Origin of the sequence: Roseovarius marisflavi (genome assembly GCF_900142625.1) — a bacterium.
Taxonomy (GTDB): domain Bacteria; phylum Pseudomonadota; class Alphaproteobacteria; order Rhodobacterales; family Rhodobacteraceae; genus Roseovarius; species Roseovarius marisflavi.
This window is the reverse complement of the sequence record NZ_FRBN01000002.1, coordinates 216,401-233,601: the sequence shown is the minus strand read 5'-3', so window position 1 is coordinate 233,601 and position 17,201 is coordinate 216,401. Positions and strand designations below refer to the sequence as shown.

Below are 17,201 nucleotides of genomic sequence, written 5' to 3'. Positions count from 1 at the left end.
GTATATAATGCGCAACATAAATACCTATTAAGGAGTTGACCCAATGACCCTGCCTGAAGCATTTCTATGGCCCGGAACCAAAGCCTGCGAACGTCTTGGGGTTGACCCGGAAGGCGAGGCGGGTCTGATCCGCTGGATGGTGAACACACTTGTCTATCTTGTGCTAAGCCTGCTTGTCGTCTGGGTCGTCGTGGTTTGATGATGCCTCCGCGCATCCCTGTCACAGAGGCGCAGATCGACCGGGTCGTGTTGCAATTTTATGCGCGTGTTCGGGCGCATCCCGCGCTTGGGCCAATCTTTGCCGCGCATATAACAGACTGGCCGGCGCATGAAGAAAAGATCGGGCGGTTCTGGCGTAACGCCTTGTTGCTGCAACGCTGTTATGATGGCAACCCGATGCAGGCCCACGTGGCGGCGGGGAACGTCAAGACCCAGCACTTTGCTGTCTGGCTGTCGCTGTTTGACGCGGTGCTGGAGCAAGAGTTGTCACCGCCCTTGGCACAGGCCTGGTCGGCGCTTGTCCACCGGATCGGGCGCGGATTGAGCTATGGGTTGCCGCAGCAAGACGGCAAGGCCCAAATGCCCTATTTGGGCGAGGCATTGACCAAGAAAGCTCCTGTTCCGGCGCAGTCGGGAGAGTGAAAGCCGCGTTGCAGGCTGCTGTCCGAACGTCTGGTGTTTCCGTCATTTCGCTGTTTTCAAGACAACATAGGCGCCCATCAGCGCTTACATGGCGCCTTGCCACCTCATCAGCAGAACCAGCAGAACCACCAGCAAGGCAAGGTTCAGGACCATGCCGCCCAAGAGCCGCAGGATCGCGGTCTTGCGGTCTTCCTTGGGGTCGATGCCGTCGAGATGGGCGTGCAGGTCGGCAAAGGCGGTGTTGACCTGTGAGATGTCCAGCACCCGCGCAAGCTTGGGGTGGGCCATCCAGTCCTGTGCGCCAAGCACGATCGCCCCGGCCCGGCGTTGCCGCTTGGGAAGGCGACGCCCGGCACGTCGCAATTGCGCCTCAAGCGTGCGCCCGCGCAGGCGCATCCGCTCGCGCAGGGCGGTTTGCAGCCGCTCAAGGCGGGTGTTGAAATCCTGGGTGTCGATCACGTGGGTGTTCTCCTTTGCGCAGTCTAGCCGCTTGGCGCGCGCCGCTCAATAGGGCTGGTCCTTGGCGGTTTGAGGCGATATTCAGGGGGCATGTTGAACATGATCGAACATGGGGTGCGCACCGATGCCCCCGGATTGCTTATCGTACACGGGCTTTATGGCTCGGGGCGCAATTGGGGGGTGATTGCCAAGCGGCTGTCCGATACCCGGCACGTGGTCGCGGTGGATATGCGCAACCACGGCGCAAGCCCCTGGCAGGACACGCATTCCTATACCGATATGGCCGGGGACCTTGCCGAGGTTCTTGAGCATCTTGAGGGGCCTTATGACGTGCTTGGCCACTCGATGGGCGGCAAGGCGGCGATGGTGCTTGCGCTGACGCGGCCCGAGCTTGTGAACCGTCTTGTCGTGGCCGATATCGCGCCGGTGGCCTATGAGCACACCCAGATCCATTACATCAAGGCGATGCAGGCGGTGGATCTGAGCGGGATCACCAAACGCTCGGACGCGGGCGATCAATTGTTGCCGCTGGTGGACAACCCTGACCTCGTGCCGTTTTTTCTTCAGGCGCTTGATGTCAAGAACAAGCGCTGGCTTCTGAACCTTGACGTGCTGGAGAAGGATATGGCGCACATCCTTGGTTTTCCCTATTTTTCAACGGCTTACGAGGGCAAGACCCTGTTCGTGTCGGGGGCGACATCGGAATATGTCAAACGCGAAGACCGCCCCCGGATCAAGGCCCTGTTCCCGGCGGCGCAGTTTGCCAAGATTCCCGGTGCGGGCCATTGGCTTCACGCCGAAAAGCCGCGTGAATTCGAGGCGGCCGTGCGCACCTGGCTTGGGTGACCTGTCCTGGGTCCTACCGGTTCTCATAGAGCATCTTGGTCACCAGGATGGTCACCGGAATGGCAATCAGAAACCCAAGCGCCGCAGCGATCAGGATCGGGGTCATGGTATCGTGCCCCATGACCAGCGCCGAGATTACGGCCACTCCGGCGAGGGTGGAACCGATGAAGAGATGCAGGATAAATCCAAGTTGCAGCATGGGGACTCCGTTCAATGATGGCGTATTTCCACCACTTCTAGCGAGGTCCCACGCAATCTGCTTTGATCCATGTCAGCACTGCTATATCACGGCGCTGAGGGCAGCTATAAGCTGCCAGATACCCTGACCGGAGCAACCATAATGCGACTTATTACCCTTGGCCTCATCGCCTGTCTGGCCCTCACGGCCTGCGAAACCATCAAAGGCGCAGGCCGTGATCTGCAAAATACCGGGGAAGCTCTCGACAAGGCGGTCTGACGGGTCAGTTGATGCCCAGAATGGCCTTGGCCTTGGCCAGCGTATCCACTGACCCCTGATGAACGCCGCTGTTGTGCAGCGTTTCACCCTCGGCCCTCAGGCTCTGTACCTCGGACAACTCAGCCTCGGACAGGGGTGTTCCTGCTGCAAGGGCTGCATTAATCTCGGCCATGTCCATCGGGCAGTGAAAGGCAAAGGCTGGCGCCGACATCAGGCACAGGGCTGCGGCAAGTGTAAGGCGTTTCATAGCATCTCTCCTTTTGGGTGACGGATGCGATACTCTGGCATGCAATGGCTCAGCGTTCATGCAATCCCGCGACCTGCGGGGCGTTGGCGGCAAGAAATGGCCTAGCGCTTCTTGACGAACTCGGTCAGGATCACGATCCGCTGGCCCTCGACCCGGCCCTCGATATGGGCGGGGTTGTCATGCACAAGCGAGATGCGGTGCACGGCGGTGCCGCGCTTGGCGGTGAAATTGGCGCCCTTGACCACCAGGTCCTTGATCAGAACCACGGTGTCGCCCTGCGCAAGGGGCACGCCGTTGCTGTCCTTGTGATCGCTGGTTTGCGGCACGTTCTCGGCCCAGGCGCGGGTGTCGTCATCAAGCCAGAGCTGATCGGCAAGGTCGCGGGCCCAGTCCTGATCGGAAAGGCGCGCCAGCATCCGGGCGGCCATGACCTGGGTTGCGGTGTCTTCGGACCACATGGTCGAGGCAAGCGCGCGCCAGTGATCGGGCTCGGGCGTGCCGTTGACCTGCGCCTCGCAGGTGCCGCAAATCTCGACGCTGGCCCCCTCGGGGCCGCCGGTGACGGCATAGGGGGTAAGCGGGGCATCGGCAGAACAAAGCGCGCAGGGCATATCGGGGTATCCAAATGTTGGTATCTGGGCGCGGTATAGGCCGATTGTAGGGTGGGTGAAACCCACGCTTTGCGGTGATACCAAAAGTGGCCCCCCTACGCGTATGGGTGATGGCATGCACGAGCGGCTGTGCTAAGACTGTGCAAGATTGATCTTTGTCCCTCAGGAGCACGCATATGAAACTGAAACTTCGGGTCCTTCTGACCCTCACCCTAAGCAGCTTTGCCCTCTCGGGCTGTGCCCCCTTGGTCATCGCCGGCATGGGCGCAGGCACAGCCGTGGCCGTCGACAAGGCGAGCGAGGATAAACAGGGCGGTGACGGGATATTTTAAAGGGGGTGAACGGCGTCTAGGAAATGGTCCGGGGGACCATTTCAGCCGTGAACGGGCGGAGCCCGGTCGCGATAAAGGTCAAGCGATGCGTTAGTTACATAAGCCGCGCCCGAACCGAGGGGGGGCGAGAAGCGCCCGCCCCGTGGGGGCGGTTCGGGCGCTGCCCAATCGGAGATTGGGCACACTTGAAAACGTTTAGCTGACGAGTAGCGGTTAAAAGGCTCGAGGACAACTGGTCCGAAATTTCGCGACCACCTCTAGGTGATTTCGCGAGCACTCAAACCGATTGCTTAAGAATTTGCGAATCAATATTTTGTGGTTTTCGTGCGTTAGCCACCAGATATCCACCTTTTGTTAGCGAAGCCTGTGGCTAAACCTGTTGACAACTACCACATCGAGTGTGTATTCACTCCATGTAAACAAGATAAAGGGGCGCTCCGCTATAATTTGCGGAATGTCTCTTGACTTGTACATGAAGCTTCCAGACAATTGATCAGACTATCGGATGAGTCGTTGACGCCGCCAAGGTGGCGACCAAGGCGGCGTCGGCTTTCCGGTACTGCAAGCACCCGAAGGTCGCTGCAGTCGTTCGGATGGCAATTAGGACAGTTTCAGTCCACGAACATAGTGTCAAGCGGCCTTCAGAAAAACAACTACTGGAGGCCAAAAATGGCTTATTATTACGTAAACAAGAACGCTCAGGCGAATGGTGATCACGAGGTGCATACGCCTGGCTGTAGCTGGATGCCGCAACCGGAAAATCGCATCTATCTCAGTGATTTCTTAAGCTGTGGGCCGGCTGTGACTGCTGCTAGGCAACACTATAGCCAAGTTAACGGTTGTTTTTACTGTTCCAACACTTGTCACACGCAATAAGGAAAGGGCTTATAATGGCTACTAATCCACCTTCGGGCGATGGCCACCGCAATGGTATGGTCAAAGGACGTTCGCAAACAAAGACGTCCGCTGGCAACTATGTGAAGCGGGACACGCAAACTGGACGGTTTATGGATGTTAAAACGTCTAGTAAAACGCCATTTAAGGGCGTTCGAAAAGAGAAATAAGATCGAAATGGGTTTGGCAAGCCCAAACCCATTTCACCCACCCTACGAATCCATCTTCAACGCCGAGATGAACGCTTCCTGAGGGATATCCACTTTCCCGAACTGGCGCATCTTCTTCTTCCCGGCCTTCTGCTTTTCCAGAAGCTTTTTCTTGCGGGTTGCGTCGCCGCCATAGCATTTGGCGGTCACGTCCTTGCGCATGGCTGACAATGTCTCGCGGGCGATGACCTTGCCGCCGATGGCCGCCTGAATCGGGATTTTGAACATGTGGCGCGGGATAAGCTCCTTGAGCTTTTCCACCATCGCACGGCCGCGCGTCTCGGCGCGGTCGCGGTGCACCATCATCGACAGGGCATCGACCGGCTCGTCATTGACCAGAATGGACATCTTGACGAGGTTGTCCTGACGATACCCTTCCATCTGGTAATCAAACGACGCATAGCCCTTGGTTACCGATTTCAGCCGATCATAGAAGTCAAACACCACCTCGTTGAGAGGCAGGTCATAGACCACCATCGCGCGCCCGCCCACATAGGTCAGGTCAAGCTGAATGCCGCGGCGATCCTGACAGAGTTTGAGCACATCGCCGAGATATTCATCGGGCACAAGGATAGTCGCCTTGATGCGCGGCTCTTCGATATGATCGACATAGGTCAGGTCGGGCATATCGGCGGGGTTGTGCAGCGGCTCCATCGTGCCGTCTTTCATGAAGACGTGATAGATCACCGAGGGCGCCGTGGTGATCAGCTCGATATCATATTCGCGCTCGATCCGGTCGCGGATCACCTCGAGGTGCAGCAAGCCAAGGAAACCGCAGCGAAAGCCAAAGCCAAGCGCGGCCGAGGTTTCCATCTCGTAGCTGAAACTTGCGTCGTTCAGCGCCAGCTTTTCAATCGCATCGCGCAGGTCTTCGAATTCCGAGCTGTCGACCGGGAAAAGGCCACAGAACACCACGGGCACCGAGGGTTTGAAGCCGGGCAGGGCCTGGGCGCAGGGGGCCTTGTCATGGGTGATGGTGTCGCCGACCTTGGTGTCGCGCACCTGTTTGATCGAGGCGGTGATAAAGCCGATTTCGCCGGGGCCAAGGCTCTCGACCTTTTCCATCTTGGGGCGAAAGACGCCGATGCGTTCGACCGAATGCACCGAGCCGTTCTGCATCATGCGCACCCGGTCGCCCTTTTTCAGGACACCGTCCATGATCCGCACCAGAACGACCACGCCGAGGTATGAATCGTACCAGCTATCGACCAGCATCGCCTTGAGCGGCGCGTTTGCGTCGCCGGTTGGGGCCGGAAGATGCGCGACAATCGCCTCAAGCGTTTCGGCAATGCCGACGCCGGTCTTGGCCGAAACCCGGATCGCGCCGCTGGCGTCAATGCCGATCACATCCTCGATCTGTTCGGCCACACGGTCACATTCCGAGGCCGGCAGGTCGATCTTGTTGAGCACCGGGATCAATTCGTGACCCGCATCAATCGCCTGATAGACGTTGGCAAGGGTCTGGGCCTCGACGCCCTGCGTGCTGTCGACGACGAGAAGGCTGCCCTCGACGGCGCGCATGCTTCGGGAGACCTCATAGGCAAAGTCAACATGGCCCGGCGTGTCGATCAGGTTGAGAACATAGGTCTCGCCGTTCTGCGCCTTATAGTCGATGCGCACGGTATTGGCCTTGATGGTAATCCCGCGCTCGCGCTCGATATCCATCGCATCAAGCATCTGCTCTTTCATATCGCGGTCCTGTACCGTTCCGGTCGATTGGATCAACCGGTCAGCCAGCGTGGATTTCCCGTGGTCAATATGTGCCACGATCGAAAAATTGCGGATATGTGCGAGGTCTGTCATGGATTGGGATATGTATGGGATTTGGGGGTTGGTCAAGGTGGGACGGTGCCAAAATGGGCGAAGCCAGATTGAGTGATGTATAGTGGTGCAGATACCTAAAAACGAAAAAGCTTTCGAACTAATTCCAGCGGCAACGAAAGAAGCACTAGCCGCTTTGGCATGTTTGCGCACGTTTTCAGTCTCTCTTGCATTCCTGCCCAAGGGTCCAATCAAGTTGATCCACAAAAAAACCGCACTGGAAAACATGCGGTTGTGCCTACACGGTATTAACGAAATTCCTCCTGACTTTGTTGTTCACGACGAAAGTGTTGAGGATCAATTCGATCTTGATAGGTTTTACGAAATTGGTGCGACACTAGAAGTAGCACATTTACTTTGGTCAAGTTCCATCCGTTTGCTCAGGCTTTACAAATCATCGGGTCGCGAAAATTTGCTCACTTTGTCGGTAAAACGTGCGGCTCAAGGTATCGCGACGGCAACCTTTTCTGTTGGTGAAAATGAAGAGCAGTCGCTTTTGTCATATTCGAGCAATGTGGCCGAGGAACTATTCCAACTTGCATTGGACGACTTAGACGAGGTGCATAAATACGGGGTAAAAGCCAGACTCAAGAAACCAGTTTGGCCAGACGAAAACAACACTAATTGGTCGAAGTACCTAATGCTAAGCGCCCGAGCTACCTTCGAGGGATACGAGCAGGAAACCTATTGGGACATTTGGGTCGAATGGTACCAAGGCTTCCTAGACGGCAACCCCATGGACTGGGGTCTCCAGCGCCGTGTTGCCCTGATTGACGATGCAACGTGGGAGGCTGGGCCCGAGGCCGTCGCCGAGGAGATTGAGCGGATCAGGGCAAAGCTCCTCGCCGAGAAAGCCCCGCAGGCAGAGCGGGTGGAATTCAACCCCGACACGGCAAAGTTTTTCACAGTCCCCGTAGAGATCGCAAAGCCTGACCTTTTGGGCGCCACGCTATCTCAGGTGAGCGATGCGCTTGAGGATGTTCTCGCCAGCCCCTCAAACGGCCTGCATGGCAATGCGCGCGAGGTGCGGGTGTTGCGCCGGGTATTCACCAAATACGGCAATGACCCGCAGCAGATCGAAATGAGCTTTGTCAGCGTGCATCGCGGACTAACCCGGCAAATATTGAACGATGAATTGCCGCCGAGCGAGGAAAACCTCGCCTTGCAGACGGCTGTTGAGGAGGGAGCTAGGGCGATACGGGCCACTCATGCGGATATCGCCGAGAACCGGAAAATCCTGAACGAACAGGTGATCCGCGAGCTGCCCGAGGGTGGCAAGGAAACGCTGGAAGATGCCCTGCCCATGCTGGTAGCAATATCCGAGGCGGGTTTGGCCGAAGAGTGGCAGCATGACATTCCACAACTTATCAATGATGCAACGCTGCCTTTGCCAAGCGGAGCGCCGCCACTTCCGGGCGCAGATGAAGCAACGCGGATATTTAGCCGGGTCGCAAAAATTGCGTTGCATTTGAAGGCTGCCGAGGTTGTTCACCGGATTGACCAAGGGGCGGCTTATAAGGCCACAGCCATCGCACTGATGCTGAGGGAACTTGTGAAATTAGGCTTTGGGTTGTTCTAGCGGGACACGCGTGGGTTTCACCCACCCTACGCATACCGGAACAGCTGATCCCGGCAATTGGCAAATCCCTTTCCGGCTTGCCCCCTCGCGCGGGCTGTCCTAAAACGCGGGCGTTGACAAACCCGGAGCGAGATGATGCTGGACCTGACCTATGAAGCGCCCAAACCGCGCGTGATCGCAGGCGCGAAACATGATTGGGAGCTGGTGATCGGCATGGAGGTGCATGCCCAGGTTGCCTCGAAGGCCAAGCTGTTTTCCGGCGCCTCGACGCAATTTGGCGCCGAGCCGAATTCGAACGTGGCCTTTGTGGATGCGGCGATGCCGGGCATGTTGCCGGTGATCAACGAATTCTGCGTCGAACAGGCGGTGCGCACCGGCCTTGGCCTCAAGGCGAAAATCAACCTCTGGTCGGCGTTTGACCGCAAGAATTACTTTTACCCCGACCTGCCGCAGGGCTATCAGATTTCACAGCTTTATCACCCGCTTGTCGGTGAGGGTGGAATTCTGGTCGATATGGCGCCGGGGATCGCGCGGCTTGTGCGGATCGAGCGGATTCACATGGAGCAGGACGCCGGCAAATCCATCCACGACATGGACCCGACGATGTCGTTTGTCGATCTTAACCGCACCGGTGTCTGCCTGATGGAGATCGTCAGCCGCCCCGATATTCGCGGCCCCGAAGAGGCCGCCGCTTATGTCACCAAGATGCGCCAGATCCTGCGCTATCTGGGCACCTGCGATGGCAATATGCAAAACGGCAACCTGCGCGCCGATGTGAACGTGTCGATCTGTCGGCCCGGTCAATACGAGAAATACATGGAAACCCAGGATTTCGCGCATCTCGGCACGCGCTGTGAAATCAAGAACATGAACTCGATGCGCTTTATTCAGGCCGCGATCGAGGTCGAGGCCCGCCGCCAGATCGCGATTGTCGAGGGCGGGGGCGCGGTGACGCAGGAAACCCGGCTTTATGACCCCGACAAGAACGAAACCCGGTCCATGCGCTCAAAGGAAGAGGCGCATGATTACCGCTATTTCCCCGATCCCGACCTTTTGCCGCTTGAGATCGAGCAGGCCTGGGTCGATGGCATCGCGGCCAGCCTGCCAGAGCTTCCGGATGAGAAAAAGGCCCGCTTTGTCAAAGAGTTCGGGCTAAGCGAATATGACGCCAGCGTGCTGACCGCCGATGTGGCCAATGCCGCCTTTTTTGAGGAGGCCGCGCAGGGACGCGATGGCAAGCTCACGGCGAACTGGGTGATCAACGAATTGTTTGGCCGGTTGAAAAAGGATGATCTGGATATCCTTCAAAGCCCGGTAAGCCCGGCGCAATTGGGTGGGATCGTTGATCTTATCGCCTCGGATGCGATCAGCGGAAAGATCGCCAAGGACGTGTTCGAGATCGCCTATACCACGGGTCGTGATCCGGCCGAGATCGTTGAAACCGAAGGCATGAAACAGGTCACCGATACCGGTGCCATCGAGGCCGCCGTGGATCAGATCATCGCCGACAACCCCGCGCAGGTCGAAAAGGCCAAGGCCAACCCCAAGCTTGCGGGCTGGTTCGTCGGGCAGGTGATGAAGGCCACCGGCGGCAAGGCCAACCCCAAGGCCGTGAACGAGATCATCGCGCAAAAGCTGGGTCTCTGAGGCGGATATCGCACGGCACGGCCCTAGGCGATCAGGTTTGATCTAAGGGCCGTGGCCACAATCCGGGTGTTGGTCTTGACGCCATGCCGGTCGCGGGCGGTTTTCAGGCGGGCCTTGGCCGCCGACGCGCTTATGTTCAAATGCGTGGCCGCCTCTTCGACGGTCATGTCGTTGGCAAGGCACTGAAGCACATTCAGCTCTTTGACCGAAAACGGCTGTTTGTTGTTACAGGCGATCACGTATTGATCAAACCAATCCGCCAGTACGGTCATTTCTTTATCGTTCAGCTCGCGGTCATCCCGCGCGACGCTTAGAACCGATTTCTTGGTCGCCTTTCCCTGACTGAACACCGCACCAAAGATAAGCCCATAGCGCCGGGCCCTTTTCATCACGCCGCAGGCATCGGGGATCCTGATTTCAGACCATCTGCGGGTGCCATTGTTGGCCAGACTCCAGAGAAAGGTCGGATCGCGAAGATGATAGGCATTCTGATCGTATTCTGCCTGCCAGTCCTGAGAAAAGCTACTCTGGATAAACTCCGGGCCCATGCGCACATGGTTCAGCATCACAAAGTATCCTTCAGTGCCAATGCTGGTGATGATGTCCAAAGAGTCCTGAAACAGTTCCGCTGCCGTAGGCGTTATAGCCGCGTTTGCCACCATGCTTGCGTTAATCCCCATAGACGTTTCGAAATCCACTCAGAGGCCGTAGGATAATATGCGGGCTATGCGAAAGTATAGTCTGATCGAAGGTCGGTTTCGAACGGCGCTTCATGTAAATGTAATCTCAGGACAGTTAATTCATGGCTTTGCTTAAAGACCTAACCTTAAGTTAGTTTTAGGGTTGAATTCTAACCATAGGTTGGAAAATGGTGCGGGTTGTCCAATTTCCATCGACAGGGTTTGGTTGCAGGCGCAGGTTATAAATGCCCCCGCGTGTCGCTGGGGGCGACTTGCCGACGGCTCTGTTGCAGAAGGACAGGATTAAAGTGATCTCATCCGTCAACTTAGCCGCAAGAGCGTCGCATTTATGGCGCGCGCGCCCGGAGATTGACGTGGTCGGGCCATTGGGCCGACTTGCGGGCTCAGACGTGTTTCCGGCTGTGTGATGGCGTCTGTTATGAAAGACACAGACATGCGTCGGGCGCTGAGCAACGGCGAAGTTCTTTTGGCGGCCATGGGCTATGATGTGGCACGACCAGACCGGTTTGAGCTATGTGGGTCGTCGCTGCCGATCCTCCTTGAGGACCAGATTTTTAATGCACTGAACGCGTGGACCACATTTTGCGGAGATATGGCATCGTGGTATGTCGCATCTTTCGCCCAGGACCCGATTATTCTCATTGGGTCGCCAACCATGGAAATGTGCGCGCACTACCAGATCCCGGCGCGCCGGAGCTTTATCGTGCGCACCCTGGGCCGCATTATCGAAGACATTGGCAATCGGCATTTTGTCGGGATCGTCGATTGCAATCTTGATCCGCTAAGTGATCCGGCGCTGTCTGGGCAGGCCAATCACTGGGCTGTGGAATTCGCGAAACATGATCAGTTGCCACGGTTTTTCGAGGCTCTGGAGCGGTTTCCCGACGCCTGACATCAAGGTTGTCACGGCCCCGCGGCGGCGCCAGGTTTGGTCGGCATAGAGATGCGATGCCAGAGTGTGCGTGATTGCCGTTTGAAAGGCTGCGCAAAATCAATACTCTTTCCCAACTCACGACGCAGGGAATCAGGGAGAGCGCGATGGGCTGGATGAAGGATGAAACCGGGCTTGACCGGACGTCGGCCAATTTCGTGCCGCTGACGCCGCTGTCGCATCTGCGCCGTGCCGCGCATGTATTCGCGGATCGCGAGGCGGTGGTCTATCGCGGCTTTCGCAAAACCTACGCCGAGTATTACGAGCGCTGTACGCGGCTGGCCTCGGGGCTGGTCAAGCTTGGCATTTCGCCGGGCGATGTGGTGGCGACGATCCTGCCCAATATTCCCGCCCATGCCGAGGCGCATTTCGGCGTGCCCGCCTGTGGCGCGGTTCTCAACACGATCAACATCCGGCTGGAAGCCGATACAATCGCCTATATCCTTGATCACGGCGAGGCGCGCGCGGTGCTCTGTGATCCGCAGTTCCTGCCCTCTCTGGCGCAGGCGATCGAGATGATGGAGGGCCCCGCGCCACAGGTGATCGAGGTGTCCGATGATCAGGCGGGCGTGCATGGCGCCGGTCACTATATGGAATACGAGGCGTTGCTGGCCTCGGGCGATCCTGACTTTGACTGGATCATGCCCGGCGACGAATGGGAAAGTCTTGCGCTGAATTACACCTCGGGCACGACGGGGCGGCCCAAGGGCGTGGTCTGTCATCACCGGGGCGCCTACCTGATGACGATGGGCACGGTCGTAAGCTGGGATTTGCCGCGCTATCCGCGCTACCTGACGATTGTCCCGCTGTTTCATTGCAACAACTGGAACCACACCTGGCTTATGCCGATGCTGGGCGGCACCGTCGTGTGCTGTCGCGATGTAACAGCGCGCGCGATCTATAGCGCGATTGCCGATGAGGGGGTTACCCATCTTGGCGCGGCGCCGATCGTTCTAAATGCCATCGTCAACGCCAAGCCGGAGGATCGGCGCAGCTTTGACCATGTCGTTGATGTTTTCACCGCTGGCGCACCGCCGCCCGCTGCCACGCTGGCCGCGATTGAACCGCTTGGTTTTAGTGTTACCCAGGTCTACGGGCTGACCGAAACCTATGGTCATGTCACCGAATGCCTCTGGCAAGAGGCCTGGAATGAGCTGCCCGAGGACGAGCGGTATGGCATCAAGGCCCGCACCGGTGTCCTGATGCCGATGATGGAAGATATCACCGCTATGGACGCCGAGACCATGACCCAGATCCCGATGGATGGCACCGCCCAGGGCGAGATCATGATCCGCGGCAATTCGGTGATGAAGGGCTATCTGAAAAACCCCGAGGCCACGGCAGAGGCGTTTCGGGGCGGCTATTTCCACTCGGGCGATATCGCGGTGCAACATCCCGATGGCTATCTTCAGATCGCGGATCGGGCCAAAGACATCATCATTTCGGGCGGCGAAAACATCAGCTCGGTCGAGGTCGAAGGCGTGCTGATGCGCCACCCGGCGGTGCTGCTCTGCGCGGTGGTGGCCAAGCCGGATGACAAATGGGGCGAAACGCCCTGCGCCTTTGTCGAGCTGAAAGATGGCGCCGAGGCCTCTGAGAGCGAACTGATTGCCTTTACCCGCGAACGTCTTGCCGGGTTCAAGACGCCCAAGACGGTGGTGTTTCAGGACTTGCCCAAAACCTCGACCGGCAAGATCCAGAAGTTCGAGCTGCGCCAGATCGCCCGCGCGCTCTGATCGCCTGGCCCTTCGCTCGCGCGCCCGCGCTCTTTCATCTTTCCATAAATACTCATACCCGGCCTGCATCGCCACGCGGCTGGCCATTCACCGAACGCATGACCAAGCCCGATTGCCCGCGCCGCCCGGCTCGTGCTAATCTTTGTGCAAAGAGGCAGGGCAGCCCCCGGATGACAGTGACAGCACTCAGCAAATACCAGCGGCTTGAGGCGCAAGCCCTCTGGCGGGCCACGCCCGAGGCGCAGCGCATCGATGTGATCGCCTCGGTCGGCGAGGCGACGCTGACCATCACCGACACCCGTGACCGGGTCCTTGCACATTGGTCGCTGGCGGCCATCGCGCGCTCCAATCCGGGGGCGCATCCGGCGATTTACCATCCCGATGGTGACCCCGGTGAAACCCTTGAGGTGCCCGAGGATGAGGTCCAGATGATCGAGGCCATCGACAAGCTGCGTGCGGCAATTTCGCGCCAGCGGCCACGCCCCGGGCGGCTGCGTCTTGTCGGGTTTCTGACCAGCCTTGCGGCTGTGGTGGCGCTGGCGGTGTTCTGGCTGCCGGGAGCGGCGCGCAAACATGCGCTTGTCGTGGTGCCCGCCGTCAAACGCGCCGAGATCGGACAGTCCCTTCTTGAGCATTTGCAAAAGGTCACCGGCCCGGCCTGTCGCGGCCCCGGCGGGGCGGCGGCGCTTGCTGAACTGGCCAAGCGTCTGCCTGCGCCACAGGCGGCGGGCGCGGTGCGGTTTCTGGTGGTGCGGGGCGGCGTTGCGGGCGCTTTACGCCTGCCGGGTGGGACGGTGCTGATCAATGCGGCGCTGGTTGAGGATTATGAGGAGCCTGACGTCGTCGCGGGCCATATCGTGGCGGCCTACCGGCGCGCCGAGGGCAGCGATCCTTTGGATAGGCTTTTGGCGCAGGGCGGGATATCGGCAAGCTTGCGCCTGCTTACGACCGGCGCTTTGCCCGAAGAGGCCCTGCGCGCCCATGCCGAGGCGCTGTTGACCGATCCGCCTGATCCGCTTGATCCAGAGGCTCTTTTGACAGGCTTTCGCACTTGGGAAATCCGCGCCACGCCCTATGCCTATGCACTTGATATCACAGGTGAAACCGTCTTGCCTTTGATCGAGGCCGATCCTTTTGCAGACGCGCCGCCACCACCGCCCATCCTAAGCGATCAGGATTGGTTGCGGCTTCAGGCGATCTGCGTTGGCTAAAGGAAAACCCGCAAACGCTCAGTTCACCCAAGGCAGGCGAAGCCGGTCGCTGTGATAGGGCAAACGCGCCTGCGCCGCCGAGACAGCGGATTTGGCAAGCGTCGCTTCGATCAGCGTCGGGTCTTGTGCGGCGCGCGCAAGGTCTTTGCCGTCAGGGCCAATCAGACAACTTCCGCCAAAATATGCCGCACCATTCTCTGTGCCGCAATAATTGGCGTAACAGAGGTAAACGCCGTTCTCGAAGGCGCGCGTCGGCACGACTTTTTCCGACACGACGCCCCAGCTTGCGCCAAGCGCGGTCGGCACCACGACGATATCGGCCCCGGCAAGTGCCACATGGCGCAGGTTTTCGGGGAACTCGACATCATAGCAAATCAGCGTGGCGACTGTGAAGCCGCCAAGCTCGAACATCTCGCAGCCGGTGCCAGAGGTGAAATGATCGCCCTCAAACCCCGGCGGCAGCAAGAGCTTACGATGCTGTCCGATGCATTGACCGGTCCGGTCAATACATTGCGCGGCGTTATAAAGCTCATCGCGCCCGGCCTCAGAGTACCCATAGAGAATAGCGGTGTTATGGGTTTTGGCCAGATCGGCGACTGCCTGCGCAAAGGGACCGTCCGGGGCCTCGGCACGCGCGGCCAGAAGACCACCGATGTTATAGCCGCATTGAAACAACTCGGGCAGCACGATCAGATCAAGCGGCGCGTCGCCCCGCGCATGCAAAATCTCTGACAGCCAGGCAAGGCGGGCCTCGGCCCCGTCAAGCGCGCCCGTGCACTGGGCGACGGCAACGCGAAGGGTGGCGTCGGCCATGACCTAGCCTTTGCTCAACAGAATTTCGCGCGGGTATTGGGTGATATAATCAACCCCGGTCTCGGTGACGACGATTGAATCGCCGATCCGTCCGGCGGTCACGCCATCGACCGAAATCCCGCCGTCGACGGCAAAGGTCATGCCGGCGCGCAGCACGGTCTTGTCCCCCGCCTTGAGTTCGGGCGCTTCAAGATAGGCCACCCCGATAGAGCGCCCGGTGCGATAGCCGGTTTCAAAGCCGCGTTCGCGGTAGACGGCATTGGCGGCGGCGGCGACGTCTTCGGCGATCACGCCGGGGCGGATCGCGGCAATCGCGGCTTGCTGGGCATCAATCGCGGCTTGTTGCACTTTGCGGTCCTTGTCCTTGACCTCGCCGATATGAAACATCCGGTCAAAGCCAAGCTTGTATTGCTTGAACTGCGCCATGTTGCAAAAACAGAAATAGACCGGGTCGAATTTCTCGTAGGCTTTGACGCTGGCGCGGCGGTGCACCATCGAGGCATCGGCGCCGCTTTGCAGGATTTGCAGGTTGTGGATCATCGGCGAGACAAAGCGGTCCCATCCCTTTGCGGTCAGAAAGGTGGCGGCTTTGCGCGATCCGGCCTCGATCACGGCAAGGGCGGATTCATATTCCGGCGCGCCTTCGGCGAGGCTGTTGTGGGCGGCGGCCATCATCGCGCCGGCGATTTGCCCGGCCTCTTTCATTACACCGATCTCGAACGGTGATTTGACGGTGCGCATCGCGCCGAGAACGGGCGAGATATCCCTGAGCGGGACGCCGGGATAGGTGTCATCAAGGTGGTTGCGCACAATCGCCGGGATGGTGTTGCGCTCGATATAAATCGCGTCTGGCTTGTCGCCCAAAGCCCCGGCAAGGGCGCGCGCCCAGGTGCGTTGGCCCATGTCTTCCCAGGTGCGGACATCCTCGACCCAGGTCATCGCGGCGACCATTTCGGATTCCATCAGCGGGGTGATGACCACCGGCGCGTCATCGGCATCGACCACAAGCATGGTCGGGCGGCCGAATTCGATGCCCAGATAACCCCAGAACCCGGCCAGATAGGCGATCGAGCTTTCGTCGGTGAACACCGCTTTTTGAATGCCCTCATCCTTCATGCGTGCCTGAAGGGCCTGGGTGCGAATTTTGGCTTCTTCAAGCATCACGGGATCTCCTGTTGCGGGGGCAGTGGGGCCGAATCGCATGGCCGTCACGGCGCTTGCCGTATTTGAGTAAGCTGTGTACACATATGACGTCAATACGGCAATAAGTCGGTTTATATGGAGTTCTATCCTAGATGTGTATACAGCATAGCCAGGTACAGGACATGAGTGCCGCCTTTGACGAGGGCCGTCACGGGCGCGCGAAAATCGGCTTTGTGCTGCTTGCGACCGAGCAGACCATCGAGGATGACATGTTCACGCTCTGCCCGCCCGGCGTCGGGCTACATTTCACCCGCGCGCCGATCCCGGATTCGATCACGGTGGACACCCTGCGCGCGCAGGCCGATGATCTGGCGCAGGCGGCGGCGAGCATCCTGCCGGACGGAAGTCTTGACGTGATCTGTTACGCCTGCACCTCTGGCAGCCTTGTGATCGGCGAAGGCCGGGTTTTCGCCGAGCTGCGCAAAGGCGCCCCGAACGCTGAGCCAACATCGCTTATTACCGGGGTCATGGCGGCGTTGCGCGTGATCGGCGCGCGCCGCATCGCGGTGGCCACGCCCTATCTGGACGAGATCAACCGGCGTGAGGCGGATTATATGACCGACGCGGGCTTTGAGATCGTCAATATCCAGGGGCTGAACCTTAAAAAAGACAGCGACATGATCCGGGTGCGGCCTGATTTCATCGCAGATTTTGCCGCCCGCGTGGATCGCCCCGATGCCGATGCCCTGTTCATAAGTTGCGGTGCGCTGCGCTCGATCGACATGCTGGATGCGCTGGAACAAAGGCTTGGCAAGCGGGTGATTTCGTCAAATCAGGCGATGATGTGGGACGTCTTGCGCCGGGCCGGTGTCAGCGACCGGATTGCGGGATACGGATCGCTTTTGCGCGACTTTTAGGGCCA

19 protein-coding genes are annotated in these 17,201 nt (G+C 58.9%); 11 read left to right on the top strand and 8 right to left on the bottom strand.

Translation table 11 applies throughout. The annotated features are described in order from the left end of the window. The first annotated feature begins 43 nt into the window (after window positions 1-43). Together BUB78_RS20615 and BUB78_RS03475 are read left to right on the top strand one after the other, a co-directional pair. A complete protein-coding gene (locus tag BUB78_RS20615) occupies window positions 44-199 on the top strand; it encodes a hypothetical protein (protein WP_170865013.1) in 156 nt (51 codons plus the stop codon). Beyond that, window positions 199-642, top strand: a complete 444-nt coding sequence (locus tag BUB78_RS03475; RefSeq protein ID WP_073195070.1) for a group III truncated hemoglobin — start codon at window positions 199-201, stop codon at window positions 640-642. Before BUB78_RS20615 ends, BUB78_RS03475 begins: the two co-directional genes overlap by 1 nt. Window positions 643-726: 84 nt before the next feature. On the opposite strand, the gene BUB78_RS03470 is transcribed toward BUB78_RS03475, so the two are convergent. Beyond that, window positions 727-1,101 (bottom strand): hypothetical protein, encoded by a 375-nt coding sequence (locus tag BUB78_RS03470; RefSeq protein ID WP_073195067.1) that lies wholly within the window; start codon window positions 1,099-1,101, stop codon window positions 727-729. A 90-nt stretch (window positions 1,102-1,191) separates the two neighbouring features. Between BUB78_RS03470 and BUB78_RS03465 the strand changes: the two genes are divergently transcribed. Next, a complete protein-coding gene (locus BUB78_RS03465; RefSeq protein WP_073195064.1) occupies window positions 1,192-1,947 on the top strand; it encodes an alpha/beta fold hydrolase in 756 nt (251 codons plus the stop codon). Window positions 1,948-1,960: 13 nt separating this feature from the next. Here BUB78_RS03465 and BUB78_RS03460 read toward each other — a convergent pair whose 3' ends face one another. Then, window positions 1,961-2,146, bottom strand: coding sequence for a CTP synthetase (locus BUB78_RS03460; RefSeq protein WP_073195061.1), 186 nt, complete (start codon window positions 2,144-2,146; stop codon window positions 1,961-1,963). 141 nt (window positions 2,147-2,287) lie between these two features. Between BUB78_RS03460 and BUB78_RS20225 the strand changes: the two genes are divergently transcribed. Continuing rightward, window positions 2,288-2,404 carry an entericidin A/B family lipoprotein gene (locus BUB78_RS20225; RefSeq protein ID WP_139279240.1) on the top strand — a complete coding sequence of 39 codons (117 nt, stop codon included), beginning with the start codon at window positions 2,288-2,290 and terminating at the stop codon, window positions 2,402-2,404. A gap of 4 nt (window positions 2,405-2,408) precedes the next feature. Here the strand turns inward: BUB78_RS20225 and BUB78_RS03450 are convergent, their stop codons facing one another. Further along, window positions 2,409-2,651 carry a hypothetical protein gene (locus tag BUB78_RS03450; protein WP_073195058.1) on the bottom strand — a complete coding sequence of 81 codons (243 nt, stop codon included), beginning with the start codon at window positions 2,649-2,651 and terminating at the stop codon, window positions 2,409-2,411. A gap of 101 nt (window positions 2,652-2,752) precedes the next feature. Further along, window positions 2,753-3,262 (bottom strand): PhnA domain-containing protein, encoded by a 510-nt coding sequence (locus tag BUB78_RS03445; RefSeq protein ID WP_073195056.1) that lies wholly within the window; start codon window positions 3,260-3,262, stop codon window positions 2,753-2,755. A gap of 176 nt (window positions 3,263-3,438) precedes the next feature. Here BUB78_RS03445 and BUB78_RS20610 point away from each other — a divergent pair, with 176 nt between their 5' ends. Further along, on the top strand, window positions 3,439-3,594 hold the full coding sequence (locus BUB78_RS20610) for a hypothetical protein (RefSeq protein ID WP_170865012.1): 156 nt from the start codon (window positions 3,439-3,441) through the stop codon (window positions 3,592-3,594). Between the two features lie 1,106 nt (window positions 3,595-4,700). Here BUB78_RS20610 and lepA read toward each other — a convergent pair. Next, on the bottom strand, window positions 4,701-6,500 hold the full coding sequence (gene lepA / locus BUB78_RS03435) for a translation elongation factor 4 (RefSeq protein ID WP_073195053.1): 1,800 nt from the start codon (window positions 6,498-6,500) through the stop codon (window positions 4,701-4,703). A gap of 85 nt (window positions 6,501-6,585) precedes the next feature. On the opposite strand from lepA, the gene BUB78_RS03430 reads away from it, so the two are divergent. Both BUB78_RS03430 and gatB read left to right on the top strand, forming a co-directional pair. After that, the gene (locus tag BUB78_RS03430) at window positions 6,586-8,097 is read left to right on the top strand and encodes a hypothetical protein (RefSeq protein WP_139279239.1); all 1,512 of its coding nucleotides are present in this window, start codon (window positions 6,586-6,588) and stop codon (window positions 8,095-8,097) included. Between the two features lie 135 nt (window positions 8,098-8,232). Further along, window positions 8,233-9,744, top strand: a complete 1,512-nt coding sequence (gene gatB, locus BUB78_RS03425; protein WP_073195227.1) for an Asp-tRNA(Asn)/Glu-tRNA(Gln) amidotransferase subunit GatB — start codon at window positions 8,233-8,235, stop codon at window positions 9,742-9,744. Between the two features lie 23 nt (window positions 9,745-9,767). On the opposite strand, the gene BUB78_RS03420 is transcribed toward gatB, so the two are convergent. Further along, window positions 9,768-10,406 (bottom strand): helix-turn-helix transcriptional regulator, encoded by a 639-nt coding sequence (locus tag BUB78_RS03420; RefSeq protein ID WP_245813343.1) that lies wholly within the window; start codon window positions 10,404-10,406, stop codon window positions 9,768-9,770. A gap of 457 nt (window positions 10,407-10,863) precedes the next feature. On the opposite strand from BUB78_RS03420, the gene BUB78_RS03410 reads away from it, so the two are divergent. The 3 genes from BUB78_RS03410 (at window position 10,864) to BUB78_RS03400 (ending at window position 14,323) form a co-directional block, all read left to right on the top strand. Next, complete coding sequence (locus BUB78_RS03410; RefSeq protein ID WP_139279238.1) at window positions 10,864-11,337, top strand: hypothetical protein; 474 nt, start codon at window positions 10,864-10,866, stop codon at window positions 11,335-11,337. A 146-nt stretch (window positions 11,338-11,483) separates the two neighbouring features. Next, window positions 11,484-13,112, top strand: coding sequence for an AMP-binding protein (locus BUB78_RS03405; protein WP_073195043.1), 1,629 nt, complete (start codon window positions 11,484-11,486; stop codon window positions 13,110-13,112). A 170-nt stretch (window positions 13,113-13,282) separates the two neighbouring features. Then, window positions 13,283-14,323, top strand: a complete 1,041-nt coding sequence (locus tag BUB78_RS03400) for a hypothetical protein (RefSeq protein ID WP_170865011.1) — start codon at window positions 13,283-13,285, stop codon at window positions 14,321-14,323. 18 nt (window positions 14,324-14,341) lie between these two features. Here BUB78_RS03400 and BUB78_RS03395 read toward each other — a convergent pair whose 3' ends face one another. Next, a complete protein-coding gene (locus BUB78_RS03395; protein ID WP_073195040.1) occupies window positions 14,342-15,136 on the bottom strand; it encodes a carbon-nitrogen hydrolase family protein in 795 nt (264 codons plus the stop codon). A gap of 3 nt (window positions 15,137-15,139) precedes the next feature. Beyond that, window positions 15,140-16,297 carry a M24 family metallopeptidase gene (locus BUB78_RS03390; protein WP_073195038.1) on the bottom strand — a complete coding sequence of 386 codons (1,158 nt, stop codon included), beginning with the start codon at window positions 16,295-16,297 and terminating at the stop codon, window positions 15,140-15,142. Between the two features lie 164 nt (window positions 16,298-16,461). Between BUB78_RS03390 and BUB78_RS03385 the strand changes: the two genes are divergently transcribed. Beyond that, window positions 16,462-17,196 (top strand): maleate cis-trans isomerase family protein, encoded by a 735-nt coding sequence (locus BUB78_RS03385; RefSeq protein ID WP_245813342.1) that lies wholly within the window; start codon window positions 16,462-16,464, stop codon window positions 17,194-17,196. Window positions 17,197-17,201: the final 5 nt, after the last annotated feature.